This window comes from Streptomyces sp. YIM 121038 (assembly GCF_006088715.1).
Lineage (GTDB): Bacteria > Actinomycetota > Actinomycetes > Streptomycetales > Streptomycetaceae > Streptomyces.
In genome coordinates, this window is the sequence record NZ_CP030771.1 from 4,296,485 (window position 1) to 4,313,569 (window position 17,085).

12 protein-coding genes and 1 pseudogene are annotated in these 17,085 nt (G+C 69.0%); 6 read left to right on the plus strand and 7 right to left on the minus strand.

The window, feature by feature from the left end; all coding sequences use genetic code 11:
* Window positions 1-131: 131 nt before the first annotated feature.
* The 4 genes and pseudogenes from C9F11_RS17935 (at window position 132) to C9F11_RS17950 (ending at window position 4,961) form a co-directional block, all read left to right on the plus strand.
* The gene (locus tag C9F11_RS17935) at window positions 132-1,403 is read left to right on the plus strand and encodes a DUF3631 domain-containing protein (RefSeq protein ID WP_171075769.1); all 1,272 of its coding nucleotides are present in this window, start codon (window positions 132-134) and stop codon (window positions 1,401-1,403) included.
* 244 nt (window positions 1,404-1,647) lie between these two features.
* A complete protein-coding gene (locus tag C9F11_RS17940) occupies window positions 1,648-2,442 on the plus strand; it encodes a DUF2637 domain-containing protein (protein WP_138960251.1) in 795 nt (264 codons plus the stop codon).
* Window positions 2,443-2,711: 269 nt separating this feature from the next.
* Window positions 2,712-3,240: pseudogene (gene mobC / locus C9F11_RS17945) on the plus strand (plasmid mobilization relaxosome protein MobC).
* Window positions 3,237-4,961, plus strand: a complete 1,725-nt coding sequence (locus tag C9F11_RS17950; protein WP_138960252.1) for a relaxase/mobilization nuclease domain-containing protein — start codon at window positions 3,237-3,239, stop codon at window positions 4,959-4,961. The pseudogene mobC and the gene C9F11_RS17950 overlap by 4 nt, the downstream one beginning before the upstream one ends.
* A 258-nt stretch (window positions 4,962-5,219) precedes the next feature.
* Here the strand turns inward: C9F11_RS17950 and C9F11_RS17955 are convergent, their stop codons facing one another.
* The 5 genes from C9F11_RS17955 to C9F11_RS17970 all read right to left on the minus strand — a co-directional run bounded on the left by C9F11_RS17955 (window position 5,220) and on the right by C9F11_RS17970 (window position 9,099).
* Window positions 5,220-6,353, minus strand: a complete 1,134-nt coding sequence (locus tag C9F11_RS17955) for a hypothetical protein (RefSeq protein ID WP_171075770.1) — start codon at window positions 6,351-6,353, stop codon at window positions 5,220-5,222.
* The gene (locus C9F11_RS17960; RefSeq protein WP_138960253.1) at window positions 6,344-7,249 is read right to left on the minus strand and encodes a 2-dehydropantoate 2-reductase N-terminal domain-containing protein; all 906 of its coding nucleotides are present in this window, start codon (window positions 7,247-7,249) and stop codon (window positions 6,344-6,346) included. The genes C9F11_RS17955 and C9F11_RS17960 overlap by 10 nt, the downstream gene beginning before the upstream one ends.
* Window positions 7,246-8,430, minus strand: a complete 1,185-nt coding sequence (locus tag C9F11_RS17965) for a phosphotransferase (protein WP_171075771.1) — start codon at window positions 8,428-8,430, stop codon at window positions 7,246-7,248. The genes C9F11_RS17960 and C9F11_RS17965 overlap by 4 nt, the downstream gene beginning before the upstream one ends.
* A gap of 145 nt (window positions 8,431-8,575) precedes the next feature.
* Window positions 8,576-8,737: a hypothetical protein gene (locus C9F11_RS47420; RefSeq protein WP_171075772.1), complete on the minus strand. Its 162-nt coding sequence runs from the start codon at window positions 8,735-8,737 to the stop codon at window positions 8,576-8,578.
* On the minus strand, window positions 8,737-9,099 hold the full coding sequence (locus C9F11_RS17970; protein ID WP_138960255.1) for a hypothetical protein: 363 nt from the start codon (window positions 9,097-9,099) through the stop codon (window positions 8,737-8,739). The genes C9F11_RS47420 and C9F11_RS17970 overlap by 1 nt, the downstream gene beginning before the upstream one ends.
* Before the next feature lie 480 nt (window positions 9,100-9,579).
* On the opposite strand from C9F11_RS17970, the gene C9F11_RS17975 reads away from it, so the two are divergent.
* Both C9F11_RS17975 and C9F11_RS17980 read left to right on the plus strand, forming a co-directional pair.
* Window positions 9,580-10,767, plus strand: coding sequence for a helix-turn-helix transcriptional regulator (locus C9F11_RS17975; protein WP_249401773.1), 1,188 nt, complete (start codon window positions 9,580-9,582; stop codon window positions 10,765-10,767).
* An 11-nt stretch (window positions 10,768-10,778) separates the two neighbouring features.
* A complete protein-coding gene (locus C9F11_RS17980) occupies window positions 10,779-11,252 on the plus strand; it encodes a hypothetical protein (RefSeq protein WP_138960257.1) in 474 nt (157 codons plus the stop codon).
* Between the two features lie 192 nt (window positions 11,253-11,444).
* On the opposite strand, the gene C9F11_RS17985 is transcribed toward C9F11_RS17980, so the two are convergent.
* Together C9F11_RS17985 and C9F11_RS17990 are read right to left on the minus strand one after the other, a co-directional pair.
* Window positions 11,445-12,557, minus strand: coding sequence for a hypothetical protein (locus C9F11_RS17985; protein ID WP_249401774.1), 1,113 nt, complete (start codon window positions 12,555-12,557; stop codon window positions 11,445-11,447).
* The gene (locus C9F11_RS17990) at window positions 12,538-17,070 is read right to left on the minus strand and encodes a hypothetical protein (protein WP_138960258.1); all 4,533 of its coding nucleotides are present in this window, start codon (window positions 17,068-17,070) and stop codon (window positions 12,538-12,540) included. The genes C9F11_RS17985 and C9F11_RS17990 overlap by 20 nt, the downstream gene beginning before the upstream one ends.
* Window positions 17,071-17,085 lie beyond the last annotated feature (15 nt).

The following is a 17,085-nucleotide window of genomic DNA, read 5'->3' on the forward strand; positions in this document are numbered from 1 at the left end:
GGGACAGCAAAGCGGCTCCCGGCGAGCCACCGCCGGGAGCCGCGGGAGTCCCTGCCTCATCGCCCTTGCCCGAACGATCGAACCGGTGCGGCCGGACATTGCCCGCCCAGCCGCACCAGAGAGGAACGCCTGTGGACGAACCTACGTCCTCCACCGCCCCCACCTCGACGCCCGACGTGCCGGCCAGCGTCGCCATTCTCGGCCAGTCGGCCATTCCCGCCGCAGCTCCCGCAGACCAGGACCGCGACGGCGCGGCCTCAGCAGGGCCACTGCCCGAGGGCGCGCAGATCCTGGCTGCCCTGCGGGCGCAGCTCCGGCGGTACGTGGCGATGCCGAGCGAGGAGGCCGTCACGGCCGTGGCGCTGTGGATCGCTGCGACGCATCTGCAGCGTGCGTGGCAGCACGCACCTCGCCTGGCGATCGTCGCTCCGGAGAAGCGGTGCGGTAAGTCCCGCCTGCTGGACATCGTGACGGAGACCGTGCACAACCGCCTGATCACGGTCAACGCCAGCGCGGCGGCGATCTTCCGGTCGATCGATGGGGACGACCCGCCCACCCTCCTGGTCGACGAGGCCGACACGCTCTTCAGCAGCCCCAGGGCCGCGGAGAAGAACGAGGAGGTACGCGGGCTGATCAATGCCGGTCACCAGCGCGGCCGGCCCACCCTGCGGGTATCCGGGCCCGAGCACCAGGTGCAGGAGTTCCCCACCTTCGCCATGGCCGCACTCGCCGGGATCGGCGACCTGCCCGACACGATGCAGGACCGGGCGGTGGTCATCCGCATGCGCCGCCGCGCGGCGGGCGAGAAGGTTGCATCCTTCCGCACCGGCCGGGACACCCCCGCCCTGAACGCGATCCGCGACCGCCTCCATGCCTGGCTCCAGCCGCTGTACGCCCAGGCCATGGAGATGGAGCCGCCCATGCCGGTCGAGGACCGCGCGGCGGACACCTGGGAACCGCTGGTCATCATCGCCGACCTCGCCGGGGGCGACTGGCCCGCGCTCGCACGCACCGCCTGCCGCACCATGACCGACTACGAAGCCGGCCAAGACGAGGAGGGCGGGCTGCGCACCCGCCTCCTCGTCGGCATCCGCCGCGCCTTCGCCACTGTGGGCGATCCGACCGTGCTCAGCACGAAACACTTGCTGGAGTACCTGAACGCGGACAGGGAAGCACCGTGGGCGGAATACGGCGCCAACGGGCTGACCCCGCGCGGACTGCAGCTGCTCCTGAAGCCCTACGGCATCGGCTCGGCCAACCGCCGCTTCCCCGACGGCACCCAGGCCAAGGGCTTCGCGCGCAACCAATTCCTCGACACCTGGGCCCGCTACTGCCCCGAACCGAAGGCGGCGGACGCGCCCGCCTCGTCAGCCGACGGGCCGATGCCCGGCACCGCAGCCTGACTCGACACCACTCGCATCACTCGTCCCCGCACAGGTCAGCGCGGGGACGAGTGAACAGCCCGCAACGAGTCGTCTCGACATCACCACGCCACTCGTACCTGTGCTGACCAGGCACGCGACGAGTGGTACGAGTCCCAGCACCTCGCAGCCACAGCGCCCTGCCCCGCTGCCGGCCTGCTCGCAGGTGCCCACCCACCGGAGGTCTCCCCTGCCCCCACACGAACCCACCACACCCAGATCCGCCGTGCCCAAGACCGGCGCCATCCGGTTCGGCATCGCCCTGCTCGGCACGATCGGCTTCGTCCTGTCCTATGACGCCCTGTGGCAGATGGCCGTGGCCGCCCATATCCGCCCGCTCTTCGCCATCGGCTTCCCCCTCGTCATCGACGGGTTCATCGCCATCGGCATCGGCACCCTGCTCCTGGTACGCACCGCGTCGAAGGCTGCCCGCCTGTACGTGTGGCTCCTCGTCAGCCTGGCGACCGCGCTGAGCATCTGGGCCAACGCGCTCCACGCCGTACGTCTCAACCAGCAGGCCCTGGGCGGCGGTCTGCAGCTCAACGACTGGACCGTAGCCGTGCTCTCCGCGCTCCCGCCGCTCGCGCTGGCCGGCGCGGTGCACTTCTACCAGATCATCCAGAGTGACCTCGCGCTGGCTGCCGATCGGGAAGACACCGACCCGGTAGCCAGCGGCGCCACCTCGGACGTTCAGCTGCCCACACACCTCAAGGTGGCGGGTGCCCCGCCAGAGGTGGCGGAAGACGCTTCCCATGTGGCGGATGCCTCCGCCGCTTCCCCTGCGTCCGACACAGAGGAGTCGGACACCGTCGATACCGAGCTGCTCGCCCTCGCCCGCCGTGCGCCGCGTGGACGCGGAGGCAAAGCCTCACGCCGCCACATCGAGGACGCGGTTCGGAGCACCGGCCGCACGATCGGCAAGGACGAGGCGGAACGCGTCAAGGACGCGCTCCAGGCCGAACTCGACGAAGCCGCAGCAGCCAAACCGAGCGAGACCGCGCCAGCGGCGATCGCCTCCTGACCACCGGCCGCTGCCAACCGCGTCCCGCACCTCTCGTCCCCGCGCACGTCAGCGCGGGGACGAGTCTCCCTTCGGTGACGAGTCGACCCGACATCACCGCACTCCCCGATCCACACCCCACCGAGTAGGCCCCCATGCCAGCACCACAGCACGAACTGCCCACCACGCAACAGGAGATGACCACGACCACAGCAACCACCACCGCGTCAGCAAGGTATCCCGCTGGACCGTCCACAGGCCGGTCCCACGGGGAAGCCTCCGCCCCTGGGGTGGCGGAGGTACTCGGGCACCAGGGGGTGCCCGAGAAGGAGGAGCAGCCCGCCGACGCCGACCCCGCCGTGTCGCTGCCGCGCGCCCGCCGAAGCAGCTGCCCTGCACCGACTCGCCCAACGTCGTAAGCCCGACCCAGGCGGCCGTCGCAAGAAGCGCGTCGATGCCCGTTACAGCGTTGAGGAGAGGGACGCAATCCGTGCCAAGGCCACGTCGCTGAACCTCAGCGGCGCTCACTACGTCGCCGCCGTCACCCTGGCCCACGTTGAAGGTGACCTCGCTGTGCCCGGCCAACGCACCCAGCTGGACGACTACATCGACGAGCTGACCGCCCTGCGTCGCGAGGTCGCCGCCATCGGCCACAACATCAACCAGATCGCCAAGAAGCTCAACTCCGGCGGCCATCCACACCCTGGGGACACCGCCGCCCTGGCCCAGGCCGAGCACACGCTGACCGCCGTCGGCGCCACGGTCCGCGACGTCGCGGCGGCCGCGAACCAGGCCGTCTCCAAGAAGGCGGCCCGATGATCGCGAAGATCGGCGGCGGCAAGGACACCGCCGGCCTGATCCGCTACCTCTTCGACACCAAGAAAGCCAAGGACCACACCGACCCGCACCTGGTGGCCTCCTGGGACGGCTTCGCCCCCGACCCCGGCCGCGCCAACGACTTCGACACCACGAAGAGACTCCTGGTGGCCGACCTCGACCTGCACGTCAAGCAGGCTCGGCGGCTCGGCCGCGCACCCGAGAAACACACCTGGCACTGCTCGATCCGGGCCGCCGAGACCGACCGCCACCTGAGCGACGAGGAGTGGGCCGACATCGCCCGCCGCGTCGTTGCCGCCACCGGCATCGCACCCGACCGCGATCCGGACGGCTGCCGCTGGGTCGCCGTACGCCACGCACCCGACCACATCCACATCGCCGCCACCAAAGTCCGCGGCGACCTGCGCACCGCACGCCACTGGAACGACTACCTCACCGCCGACCGCGAACTCGCAGCCATCGAGAAGGAATACGGCCTCCACCAAGTCGTGCGCGGGGACCGCACCGCCGCCAAACGGCCCACCCGCGCCGAGCAGGAGAAGGCCCGCCGCCAAGGACGCAAGACAACCTCACGCGAACAGCTGCGCACCACCGTCCGCCAGCTGGTGTCCATCGCCACCAGCCCGGAAGAGTTCCTCCGCCTCCTCGACAGTGTCGACGGGGTCCGCGTCGACGTCCAGCACTTCCCCTCCGGGGACATACGCAGCTACAAGGTCGCCGTCGAAGGCGACACCAACGCCGCCAGCGAGCCGGTCTGGTTCTCCGGCTCCCATCTCGCCCCCGACCTGTCCTTCCCCAAAATCCGCGAGCGCCTCACCGGCATCGAACCCCCACCAGCCACCGAGCCGGGCAGCCGACGCAAGCCGAACCTCTGGCACCAGGCCACCGCCGCGGCCGAACGCATCCCCCACCACCTCGACCACAGCGACGACACCGTCGCCCAGGCACACATCGCGGCCTTCGCCGAGGCCCTCGACATCCTGCCGCTGCTCGCCCCCGACCACCTGTTCCGGCAGCTCCAGCAGGCTGCCCTCGCGTTCGAACGCGCCTCCCGCTCCCGCATCCGGGACCAGCAGGACCAGGCCCGCGCCCTGCGCGGCGCCGTACGAGCGCTACGCACGACACCGGCCACCGGCGACGGGAGCGGGCTGGCGATGTTCCTCGACATCGCCGTCCTGGTCGTGATCGCCGCCACCCGCTGGCACCAGGCCCGCCACCATGACCAGCAGGTCGCCGCTGCCCAGCAGACCTTGGTCCACCTCCAAGCGGCCTACGAGCAGGCAGCGGCTCAACCACTGTCCGCCCTGGCTCAGCGCAGGCCACCTGCCCGCGCCGTGAAACGCCACGCCCGGCACCTACGAGCCGTCCTGCCCGACCACGCCGAGCAAGTCCTCGCAGACCCCGCCTGGCCGGCACTAGCCGCCACTCTCACCCAAGCCGAGATAGCAGGCCACGACCCCCAACAGCTCCTCCAGCACGCCGCCCGTCAGCGCTCACTGGACGACGCTCGCTCACCTGCCAGAACCCTGACCTGGCGCATCCAACGCCTCGGCACGAGGCCGGCACCCAGCGAGCAAGCGCGAGCCGCCCAAGCCGGCATGGCCGCGATCGGGCGACCGGGGCAGCCTGCTGCCTCTGCCAACCTTGCACCGAGCCTCGCCCACCAACCTGGCACGACAGCAGCACGTCGCCGACGCAGCTGATCCCTGGCGTAGGGGTCACGCGGCCACGGATCTGGACAGCCAACGGATGACACAGTGGCAGGCCCTGAAAGAACACGCAGATCACAGCGTCGGCGTACGCGGAGATCGAGGACTTACACGAAGTTGGTCGGGTAGGGGATCGGTTTCGTCGACGAATCTCATGGCGGATGGAGGGAAGCGCCGACGAGAGGCGTGTGGGGCCGCCCGCCCAGTGCAGGAGGTGGGCGGGGCGGCCGATGTACCGGATGGCCGGTCGGGCTAGACGACCGCGATGTCGTCGGCGGTCTTGGTCAGGAGTGCACTGTTCGCAGCGGCGTCGTGAGTGAGCATGAGTGACCGGTGAGGCAGCTGGCCAAGCTGCTCGACGAGAGCTGTGGTGTTATCTGATGCGGTGGCTGGGATGAGGCCGAAGATGTCCGGGTAGCGGTCCTCGGTCGTCGTGCTGAACACGTCGCTTTCGGTGAGGGCGCGGTCGTCTGCGAGCACAGCCGGAGACGCCTCGGGGTTGACCGTGGGGAAGAGCAGTCCGGCGGCTGTGGCTTCGGTGGCCAGGGTGAGGCCGAGCCAGGTGGCGAGCTGGTCGGGGAAGAACTGGGGCTTGAGTTCCTTGCCGTCCGCGCGCCACACGGGCTCTCGGCGCCCGTCGCCCAGGGCTTCGGTCACGCTCGGGTGCTGGGTGGGGTGGAGCTGTTCGCCGGCGAGCACCCTTTCGCGTACCGGGTCGTACAGGCCGGTCGCGTCCAGCAGGCCGAGGCCGATGGCGGCGGCCGACGGCCACGGCAGCACCTTGACTGTTCCGTCCGCCTCGGTTCGGGCGAACACACGGTCGTTGGCGAGTAGCCCCCACCCCTGGCGGGCCAGCAGAAGAGCCGTGGTGGTCTTCCCGGCGCCCTTCTTGCCGAGGGTGAGCACCGCGCGGCCGTCTTTGACGGCGGCGGAGGCGTGGAGGACGGTCCAGCCGTCGGCGAGGAGCTGGGCGCGTACGAGTTCGCGGGCGAGGCGGGCGGCGGCCACGGCGACGGGCTGGGGGTGCTCGCCGACGATGGTGAGGCGGTACCGGTCGGCCTGGTAGGCGAGGCGTTCGTCGGGCTGCGCGGCGTGCGTGACGCCGTCGTGTCGGGATAGGAGGGTGCGGGCGCCGGCGTATTCGGTCTCGGCGAACCCGTAGTCGTGGATGAGGGTCTCGATGTCGTCCACCCGGTTGGGGCCGGTGTCGGCGAGGACCAGGGCGCCGCGGCCTTCGGCGATGCCAGTGCCCGTGGGGGCCTTGGCGGGGGTGGCGTTCCACCAGGGGCCGAAGTAGCGGCGGGACCATTCGGTGATCTCCTCCATCTGGGAGGCGACCGTCACGGTGGCGGTATCGGCGGCGATATGGGTAGCGGTCAGCGGCACGAGGGTGCTCCTTCGGGGTTGATGATGCGGTAGGCGGCGCCCAACTTGGTGCGGGCGGCGGTGAACTGGGCGGTTTCCCGTTCGTTCAGGTTCAGGGGGGTGACGGTGGGCTGGCCGTCGGTGATCTGCAACCGGATTCCGAGCCAGACACCATCGCGGTTGACGGACAGCACATCCGTGCCGTCCTCGACGGCCAGGAGTTTGCGCAGGGCGGACACCACGGCGGCGCTCGGGCCGTTGCGCACGCGTCCGATCCCGGTGTTGATCCGGCGTGGCCGGTCGCGGAGTTCGGCCGTCACGATGTCGAGCGGCACTGTGGCGGAGCGTCCGTTGATGGTGGTCGACGATGCGCAGATCACGGCGCCGTCGCCGTGTTCGCCGATCACGTAGCCGTCCACGGTCTCGACCGGCACGGCGTGGTGCTGGGCGAGTGCGAGCCGGTAGCGGGCGGTATCCGTGGCGGAGCCGATCCCGAACACCCGGCGCGCGCGGGACAGCTCGGCGAAGTAGCGGGCCAGCACGTCGACCGGATTGGTGACCATCACCACCGTGCCCGGGTAACCGGTCAGGGTGTGGGCCCACTCGGCGATGACGGGGGCGTTCGCGGCGAGTCCGGCCATGCGCACGTCCGCGGTGCGGGTGTTGGTGAACGTCGCGCGAGGGCAGATCACCAGCGCGTCCGCGTCGCCCATATCGGCGCGCGCCGCCGTGAACGCGCGGGCGCCTGCTGTGAGCTGCCGGGCATCTTCCAGATCGGTCACCAGGCCGTGCGCGGCCTCGGCTGTGCGGGAGGTGACCAGCAGCCGGGAACACCACGGCTCGACAGCCAGGAGGGCAGCGACCGTCTGGCCGATGGCGCCGGCGCCGATGACGCCGACCGTGTAGCCCCCGCTCATCGGGTGGCCGCCCGGGTCACGCAGGCCAGGGCCAAGCGCCAGGCCGACTCGGGCTCGGTCCCGGCGGTCAGTGTGGCGCTGACGGAGTCCAGGACCTGGCACAGTGCCGGGGCGGAGTCGACGACTGCCTGGGCGTGCTCCGGCAACGGCAGCGCGGACGGAGCGGCGAGGTACGTCGACACGATGTTCACGCTGTCCATCAGCCATGTGACCATCAACCGGCGCAGCCACATCCCGCGCTCGGTACGACCGATGCCCCGGTACTGCTCGCGGATGAAGGCGTCGATGCCCTCCACCACCAGGGTGGCACCGTCGACCGGCGACGCAGCGATCACGGCAAGGAGCGCGCGGGAGGCGAGTTTCGCGGCGTCCTGGTGAGAGCCCCCGCGCGACAGTCCCGGGTCGATGAACACCGGCTGCTCGTCGGGTCCGTCCGGGAACAGGACGTGTTCGGGTTTCAGGTCCCCGTACACGACCATGCGAGGGCCCGGGGCAGGGGTGAGGCGGAGTTTCAGCAGACGGGACACCACTACTGCTAGCACGGCCACCGCACCCCGGCGGGTGCGCTCCTCCAGCAGGTCGACGCCGAGCCGTGCCACGTAGGCGCGGCCGGAGATGCCGTTGAACTTCCGGCGGAACGTGGTGTCGATGCCGCGCTCTGCGATTGCCGCCTCGTCGGCCACAGCCGCCACCGCCGGGGACTGAAGCGAAGCGAGAGAGCGCACGGCACCGCTCATTAAGTCAGCGGCTCGGGCGGGGTCCTTGGCGATCAGGTCGAGCAGATTCGGGCCGGTCACGGCCTCGGTGAACAGCACTCCTTGCCGGTAGCCGACGCAGCGGCCCACCCGGATTCCGGCGGCGTCCAGGGCGCGGAGCTGGGCGGCCTCCCGCGCCAGCAGCGATGTGGGCGACGTTGCGTAGGCAGCCTGCGCGGCCCGGACCTGGTCTCCGTCCCCGGCGACGCCGCGCAGCACGGAGACCAGGGAGAGGCCAAGGACGGAGTCCTTCGCGAACACCTCACGTCCGCCGAGGTGCACCCGGCGGACGTAGCCGGTGACAGACGGCACGTGAGCGCCGAGCGTCACCGACTCGCTGGGCCACTCCTCGGCCGCCACACGGCATATACGGTCGGCGGCCAGTTCGAACAGTGCTCCGGGTTCGGGCAGGGCGGCGTGCGGCATTGTGGAGCCTCCTCGACGAGGGAAGCGGGACAGAACCTTGCGCCGTCCCGCCCACGTGGCCTGGCGTGGGAGTGGGGCCACGGGGCGGGACGGAGTCAGACCGGCGGCCGGGCAGGAAGGGGAAGCACCGTCCGGCCGCCGGAGATCACCAGTCGGCGCCGCCATAGGCGAGCAGGGCGAACACGAAGGCGGTGACCGAGACGGCGAAGAGGAGTTGTGCGGTCACTTGCCGCCAGCCGATCCGGGTTCGCCGCCGACGCGTCGGCCGGGTGGCCTCACCCAGCTCCTTGTCCAAGCCGTCGAGCATCACGGGGCCGCCTGCAGCGCCGCCAGCGGCTCCCACGAGTAGCTGATGGTGACACCGTGCTCGGCCAGGGCCTCCGCCTCGCGGAACCGGAATTCATGGTGGGACTCGGGTGCGAGGGCAGCAGGCCAACGGGTGATGACGTCGGTGATCTCGCCGCGCGCGGCCATCTCGCACACACGTCGCCAGCCCTCGCGGCGCTGAGGGTCCGGCTCCCCGTACGGGTCGGTGACCGTATCCACCAGGCGCAGGCCACGCCCTTCCGCGAACACGCGGCCCTCCTCAACAGCCCGCTCTTCGGGCACCTTCGAAGCCGGTCGGACCTGGTCGACGCACACGTACAACACCGCGGCGCGGGTGCTCATCGAGCGGGCCTCCCCCGGTGATGAGGGCACCGGCAGTTGGGCCACGCTCCCGTGAGATCGGGCACCTTCGACGGGGTGACCGCTGACGTCTCCCGCATCGTTGTGCGGGTCCCGTCCGGCCCGAGCCGGTACACCTTCAACGTCATCCCACTGGGCAGTTCCGCTGCTGCTGTCATCGTCACGCCTTGGTCAGGGGGTTGGGGGGGGGAAGAGGGCTGCGGCCCACCGAGGGGGGCGAGGGGTGGCCCGTCATCGCACGCGTGCCCGAACTCCTGGTGTGGGGACGGGCGTTGCACTGACAACCAGTCAACGATCACTAGCAGTCATGCGACCATCACTCATGCGGCACCCGCATACGGATATGCGCTGAGCGGGTACGGGTAGGAGCTCGACGCCGCAGAGGCTCTTAGCGTGGGGTGCGCCGTGGATTTCCAGACGGGGCCGGTCCGGGAAGCATCCAGGACCGGGGATTACGGCCGAGTGATCGAACTCGTCCGTACCGACCGGCGGAGGACGCAGACCGCCCTGGGCCAGGCCCTCGGCATGAGCCAGTCCGCCGTATCCCGTCTGGAGAAGAAGGGCACGAGCGCGTACAGCACGGACATCCTGGCGGCGGCAGCGGCGCACCTGGAGATTCCGCCAGCACTGGTGGGTCTCGCCGACGGCCGACAGCCGGGGCCACAGAACGACGGTGACGACGTGGACCGACGACGATTCCTCGGCGGAGCGGTGGCCGCAGCCGCAGCCCCCGCCCTGGCCGTCCTCCCTGATAGCGCAGACGCGACCGGCGGGCAGGCAGCAGCCCTCCGGCTGTCCACCACGGCGTATCGCAGACTCGACGGCACCACGCCCAGCCGGGACCTGTCGGAGGCGGTGCGCGCCCACATGCGCCTGATCCAGACCATCACGCATACAGCGCCCGCAGACACGGAGCGGGGCCGCCTGGCTGCCGTCGGCAGCGAGGCCGCGAGCTTTGCCGGATGGCTCGCCTGGGACATGGGTGACAACGGATCGGCCCGCTCCTGGTACGGGGCGGCGGTCAAGGCGGCTCGGTCGGCCGGCGACCCGCTGCTGACCGCCTACCAGACCGGGAGCCTCGCCCAGTTCGAAGCGCACGTCGGTAACGGGGTGGAAGCCCTGAACCTCACCCGTCGGGCCCGGCGCGTGCTCGGGTCCTCCCGCCCGGCCGTCGCGGATGCGTGGCTGTCATCCGTCGAAGCTCTCGCCCACGCGGTGGCCGGAGACCGACGCTCCGCGGACAAGGCGCTGACGGCGGCACGCGCAGGCGCGGAGAACCTGCCCGAGGAGGCGCCGCCATGGCCGTGGGTGTTCACCTTCACCCCGGCCAAGGTCGCCGCCGCACGGGTGGCCTGCGGGGCCCGGCTCGGCCTCGCGGACTGGGTCTTGTCCGAGGACACCGAAGCCCTCGCGACCGGCCACGACAAACAACGCGCGCTCCTGGTACTCGACATCGCCGCCGGCCACCTCGCCACCGGTCGCGTTGACGCCGCGTTCGCCCTTGCTTCCCGCGCGCTGGAATCCGGACTCCGCTACCGTTCCGGCCGGATCGTGGAGAGGGCGCGTGCCGTGCGCCGGTCGCTGATCACCAGCTCACCGCCCAAGGTGGTGCGCGAGTTCGACGAGCGGTTGCACGGCGTCTATCTGTAGGAGGACAGACAATGCGGGTGGGGATCACCGGTCACCGTGGACTGAGCGCAGAGGTTGAGGCGCGCGTGCGAACGCTCCTGGCCGATGCGGTGAGCGGGTACGACGCGGCGGAACTGGTGGGGGTCTCGTGCATCGCCGACGGCCCCGACGCGTGGTTCGCCGAGGCTGTGCTGTCCGTCGGCGGACGCCTTGAGGTCGTCGTCCCGGCCACCGAGTACCGCGACAGCCTGCCGGAGTGGCACCACTCCACGTACGACGCGCTCATGTCCCTCGCGAGCGACGTGCACACGACCGGCATGACCGCGTCCGACTCCGAGGCACACATGACCGGTTCCGAGATCCTCGTCGGGCTCGCTGACGAGCTGGTCGCCGTGTGGGACGGGAAACCCGCATGGGGGTACGGCGGCACGGCGGACGTAGTTGCGTACGCCGAGCGGAACGGCGTACCCGTCCGGGTGCTGTGGCCAGAGGGCGCCTCACGCTGACAGGCACCCAAACCTAAAGGCAGGACCTCGCGGTAACTCGGGGGTGTCGAAGCTAACGGGCCATACCGCCCAGTACAGCCTGAGCAACCGATCATGTTCGCAAGCCGGAAGCCTTATCGGTCCATGTGCGTGTTCTGGTCGGTGGAGTCTTTCGCCTGAGCTGGCCCACGTGGGCAAGGGGAGGTCCTGATTTCAGCACACGTCGCCGTACCAGCCTTCGTCCCGGCTCAGATGTTGGTACCCCACCCATTCCTGTGCCAGCCGTCGCCCACTGACCAACAGGGACGTCGATACTGTGCAGTGGTCCGCAGGCAGCCAGTCGACCAGCTCTGCAGCCGTGGACATTTCAGCAGGGGGCTCTTTGCCCCGCCGTGGGACGCCCATGTCCAGCAGTGCTGTGTAGAGCCGTTCCGTGGGCCGGACCGGTGGAAGGTCCTGCTTACGCGCGATGTCCGCGGCCGCAGCCGGGATGCGGAGGCCGCTGAGGTCGAGATCGCCGAAGTACCGAACCTCGGCGATGTCTCGCTTCGCCGAGATGGTGTTGATGGAGGCACGGAAGGTGCCACCGAGACCCCACGCCACGTACCCGAGCCGATGATTGTCGGGGAGGGTGTTGACGAGGGACCACCACGTGGTCACGTTCTCGACGACCAGCAGCACGTCCCCCGTACCGACGCGCTGGTAGTAACCGTCGCCCACCTTTTCGACGAAGTCCTCCGCCAGCAGTGGCGGATGGACCGTGAACGTGCGCAGAACTTCGTGGAGTCGATCGCGGTCCCCGAAGAGCGGGCCAGAACGGAGGGTGTCGAGGGTCTTCTCAGGCATGGGGAAGTCCTCCTCCGAGCCGAATCGGCCGAAGATCTCCAGAGCGCGTTCCCGTAGGGGTACGCGGAAAAGATCCGGACCGGAGAAGAACCATGCGTTGACGGCCAGGTAGGCAGCCCGTTGGCGATCAGTTGCGGTGCGCCACTCCTTCGCCAACCAGTACAGCTCGTGGTGCCAGATCGGCATCGGCGGCACCGGCCTGGGAGCGGCGTCGGGTAGGAGCCAGATGCCCACCGGCAGTGTCACTGTCTCGCGTGTGCGCTTCCGGAATTGCTCGATCTTGCCGTGTTCCTCTAGGGAGTCCAACTGCCGTGCGAGAACAAGGGGTTCGTATTCGTTCTCGGGATTCCGCAGGGGAACTCGCCGGAAGGCGGTCCACACCTCGTCCAGTCCGATACGGGTACGGCTGGTCTTACGGCCCTTCTTCCGCTTCGCCATGGCGGTGAGGAACCCCAGGAAGTCAATCTCTCGCTGCTTCATCAGCATCTCCTTCTCCGTCGGGGTCATGGCCGTCCTCGTCGGTGTCATTCCCATCCGAGGCACCCGAGTCCGCGCCGAGGTGCATGATCCGGGTCGCCGTGATCCTCCCTCCGCCATCCGGGGCGTCGAGGGCGTCGAGCTGCTCCTGGACGCGCTGGGCCACCGTCAGGTACTTCCGGCCGGTGCGCAGGTCCGCGTCGTTTCGGAGCCGAAGTACGAGCGGGAAGCGCTTGAGCGTGTTGTCGTCCGAAAGCCCTGTGGTGTAGATGAGCTGCACGCCGAGCGCCTCCGCCACCTTGCGCTGCAGGTCCAGCAGATAGTCGGCGTTGGCCCGGCCGATGGGGTTGTCGAGGAAAAGGACACCAGAGTGGGTGTGCCGCACGTGCCCACGGTCATTGGCACGAAGTGCGGCCATGGTGCAGTAGAGCAAAATCGCCGCAGTGAGCACCTGGCCGCCGGAGAAGACATCCTTGATCTCCGACACCCGGACACGTTCGGTACGCAGAACCGCATCGGGCTTCAGCACCTCCACATGGAACCCGCGTGGGACGGCTGCCCGTACACCGCGGAGCAGCAGTGACATGCCGTCGCGCTTGACGGTACGGCCGTCGGTGTTCTGGCCGGCCGCTGCTTCGTCGATCACCTGCGCGAGTGCCTCCGTGAGGTGTACGTCGTCGGTGTGCCGGAAGCGGAAGCGGAGGAACTCCTCGCCCGACCAGTCGCCCAGGGTGTCGGGAAGACGTGAGACGCGTTGTGCCCGCCGGAGCGTGTTGAGGGCATTGCTGACGAGCCCGCGCAGGTTATCCACGATCAGCCGACGGTGGACTTCCGTCTGTTCTAGATCTTCGTCAAGCGACAGCAGACGCGGGTGCAGGGCCTCGGCCCATTCTCCCGCGCGAGCAGCGGTCGTCTGCCAGCCCGACACACGGATCTGGCTCTGCACTGGCAGGAGAAGATCCTTGAACTCTGCGGCGGTGGCATGCCTCTGCAACGCGCCTGCCCGCTCCTCAAGGGCCCTCTCATCGGCCTCACGGGTCGTCGCAGCGGATGTGACAGCCTTGCGCAGCACCGTATACGCGTACTGCGCCGACTCCGCATCACCCGAATACGGTTCTACGTCGACGGAGCCTGGAGCCGTTGCGTCGGCAGCATGCTCCGTGTCGCCTGCCACGGTTCCGGTGATGAATCGGAAGGAGCGCGCCGCCGTTTGCGCTTCCTCCAACCGCTGCTCAGCCTCTACATGCTCCTTCTCGCACTCAGCGTGTGCTTGAAGAGCGGCGGCGCTGCGTGCGGCGGCGTGTTCTGCGGCCGCGATGCACCGAGGGATGTCTGCGGGAGCCTCCGGCAGCAGCACCCGGCTGGTGGCCCGCTTCGTCGCCTCGTCGAACTGATCCCTGCACCTCGAACGGGCGACGACCGCGTTCTCCTTGGCCTTTTCCCGTAGCTTCACGAGACGTTCCGCGCTGTCCGTCTGGGCTGCGCGTGCGGATTCCTCGGAGCCTTGTGGGGTCTTCAGCAGCGCTGCGGCACGTACACGCACGCGCCCGTCCAAGGCCAGGTATGCAGCGTTCGCCCGGGCGGCCCGCCCCTCGGCGTCGCTCTTCTCCTTCAGGAGATCGCTGCCGACCTCCACCCGAGTGTAGTTCTGGACGGCTTGTGCATACGCACTGTCCAGCAGGGCGATGGACAGGTCGGGGACGGGGTCCGAGACCGGCACCTCCTCGCCGCCGGGCAGCTTGGCGCGCCGTTCGTTGAGCGAGCGAACGGTACGGCGGGCCTCGTCGGCGCTCCGTCCATGTTCGGAGACCTGCGTCTGGTGCTGTTCGGCAAGCTTCTCGGCTTCCTCAGCCTTCTTGTGGTGCGCCTCTGCCTGGGCCCGTGCGTTCTTCTCCTTCTCGGCCAACGCCGGGACACGACCCGTCTGCACGGACAGGTCGGCAAGCTGGCGCTCTTGCTTGTCTAGCTTCTTCTCCGCGCCGTACAACTCAGGCAGTTCCTTGCCGACCTCTCCCCTCCTGTTCTGGACCGCCTTAAGAGCGGTCTGGCAAGAAGTGACAACGTCCAGGGCCTGGGCATGGAGACGCCGCGTATCCGCCCACTTTTGTTCCAGAGCCGCGAGCGATCCCACGGGATACGCTGCACGCCATTCCTCAACCCGGTGCAGGAGCCGTTGATCCGCTGTACGCCGAGCCTGCAGATCCATCAGTTCCGAGATGCGTTCGGCGTGGCGCAGCTTGATCTGCCGGTGCTCGGCGGCAGCCGCCTCCGGGTCGTGCAGTGCCGGGTGCAGCGGAATCGCGGTGGCCACACTCGCTATGGGATCGGCTCCGGCTTCGTCGAAGGCACGGGTCGTGGCGACGGCGACATGAACTGTCGGCTGAGGACGCAGTTCGGTGAGCAGGTTTTCGGCCTTGGGAAGGTCAGCAGGGTCGTTCAGGATCACGCCAGCCGCGAGGTGAGGCGATCGCCGCACCCACGCACGCCGCCGCTCCAGGTCCGGAATGCCGGCCAGGTAATGCCATCCCGAAGTGGCGATGATGCCTGCGTCTTTGAGGAGTGCGCACGCGTCCCCGATCACCGCTGGAGGTGGCAGGAGTTCCCCGTCGGCCAGTGCCAGCCGCGCCCGCTCGTCAGCGTATTCAGCGGCGTTGAGGGCGGTAATGTCACGTTCTGCTGCTGAGAGCGTCTCACTCAGCCGCCTGCGCAACTCCTGCGCATCGCGGTCGAAGTCCGCCTGTTCGCTGTCTAGCAGTTCGAGCGTGCGGGGCTCGTTCTCCAGCTCCCTGGTCCGCCTGACGGCTTCCTCGTGGTCACTCGACGCCTTGTCGCGAGCCTGCTTGCGTTCCGCCGCTTCTTCCGCCGCCTCCCGCAGCTCGTCCTGAGTAGTGGCTTCCCGCTCGGTGAGTTCTTCTCGCTCCTTCTCCAGGTCGGCGATACGACTGCGCAGCTTCCCTAGCTCATCCCGTACTTCACGAAGGCGGCTCGGCAGCGCCTCGGCCTCGGACAGCAGTCCTTTGGTGACTGCATCGCTGACGCGCGCCATCACCTCGGCAATGTCCTTGAGGCAACCATCGGCCGTGTTCTCCGCGACGACGGCGGTCTTGAGTTCGTCCCGCGCGGTCGCGCGGGCGGTGGCCAATTTCTCCTTGTGGAGGTCTCGCTGCTCAAGTTCCGTGGCCTCGACTGCGGCTGCCTCGTCGGAGCCCGCCAAGAGCGCACGCGCCAGACGACGTGCCGCGTCGTCCCGCTCCTTGAGCGCCGGCCGGGCCTTTTCCTCGGTCGCGACGACCAGAGCGGTGAGGTCCTTCACAGCTGCGGCACTGACGTCGTGTTCCAGAACCTTCGGTGTTGCCTCCCATGCCTTCCGCTCCTTTTGGGCCTGTACGAGTTGCCTGTCACAGGTCTCCACGAGGGCATTGGCCTCGGAGAGCCGCATCTCAGCGAGGAGCCGGGAGAGTTCCGTCTGGATGTCCTCGCACTCCTTCTTGTGGCGCGCGGCCAGCGCCACTTCCTTGCGGGTGCGCTCGCTTTCCTTGCCGAGTACCTCCTGCTTGCCTTCCTCGACCTCGGCACGGGCACGTACCTGGGCGGCGAAGCGGGCGAGCGCCAGCTCCGCCTCCTTGTACGCGCGAACCGAATCCTTCAGCGCACGGCCCGCCGCATCAACCGGCCCCAGAAGATCGAGGGCTCCGGCCACGAACGTGCGCTCCGTGACCAGGGCGCCGCGATTGGCTAGCCGCTGCACATGGTCGTTCACCAGGGCCGCAAGAGGGTCCAGTTCCTTGGTACGGATCACAACACCCAGCAGGAACTCTACGAACTTGGCGTCGGAATCGAGCGTCAGAGCATTAGCTGCCTCGCCCTCGTCAACGTTCATGGCCCGCTGGTAGCGGAACAGCTCTGGGTCGATGTCGAGTTGCTGGAGCCGCTCCTTCCAGTCGCCTTGATGGGAAAACCACGCCAGCTCAAGGCTCTGGTCCGCTGCGTAAGCCTCGTGCAGCTCTCGCTTGTACGGCGCCATGCGCAGGGGCTGGCCCTCGGCCTTGAAGGGCAGCACGTCCAGCGACATCCCGTCGTTGGGACGCAGGCAGTACCACTGCTGTTTGAGGGCGTCGATCGCGGCAGAGGCCGACTGCTGCCGCCACTCCATCACCTTGCCAGTCAGCAGCAGCTTCCCGGTGCTGACGTCCGTCCATTCGAGAACGATGTGCGAGACGTCTTTCGCAAGGACGAAGTTGTCGAGGACGCGCGTGTTCGTGGTGCCCAGAGTCTGCCGTCGGTCGGGGAGCAGAACGGAGAAGATCAGCTTCAGCAGCACTGACTTCCCGCCACCGTTCTCCAGGAGGATCACCGTGGCCGGCGAGGGCCGCAGCACGGGTGCAGCGTCACCGAAGACCGAGTCCTGGTGGTGCTCGACGGGGCGGCCGGCGCCGCGCAGGTCCAGCACGACATCGGGAAATCGCGCGCCGGTAGGGCCTACGGACCGCAGCCGGACCCGGGAGAGTTCGTACACGTGGTGCCTTTTCTC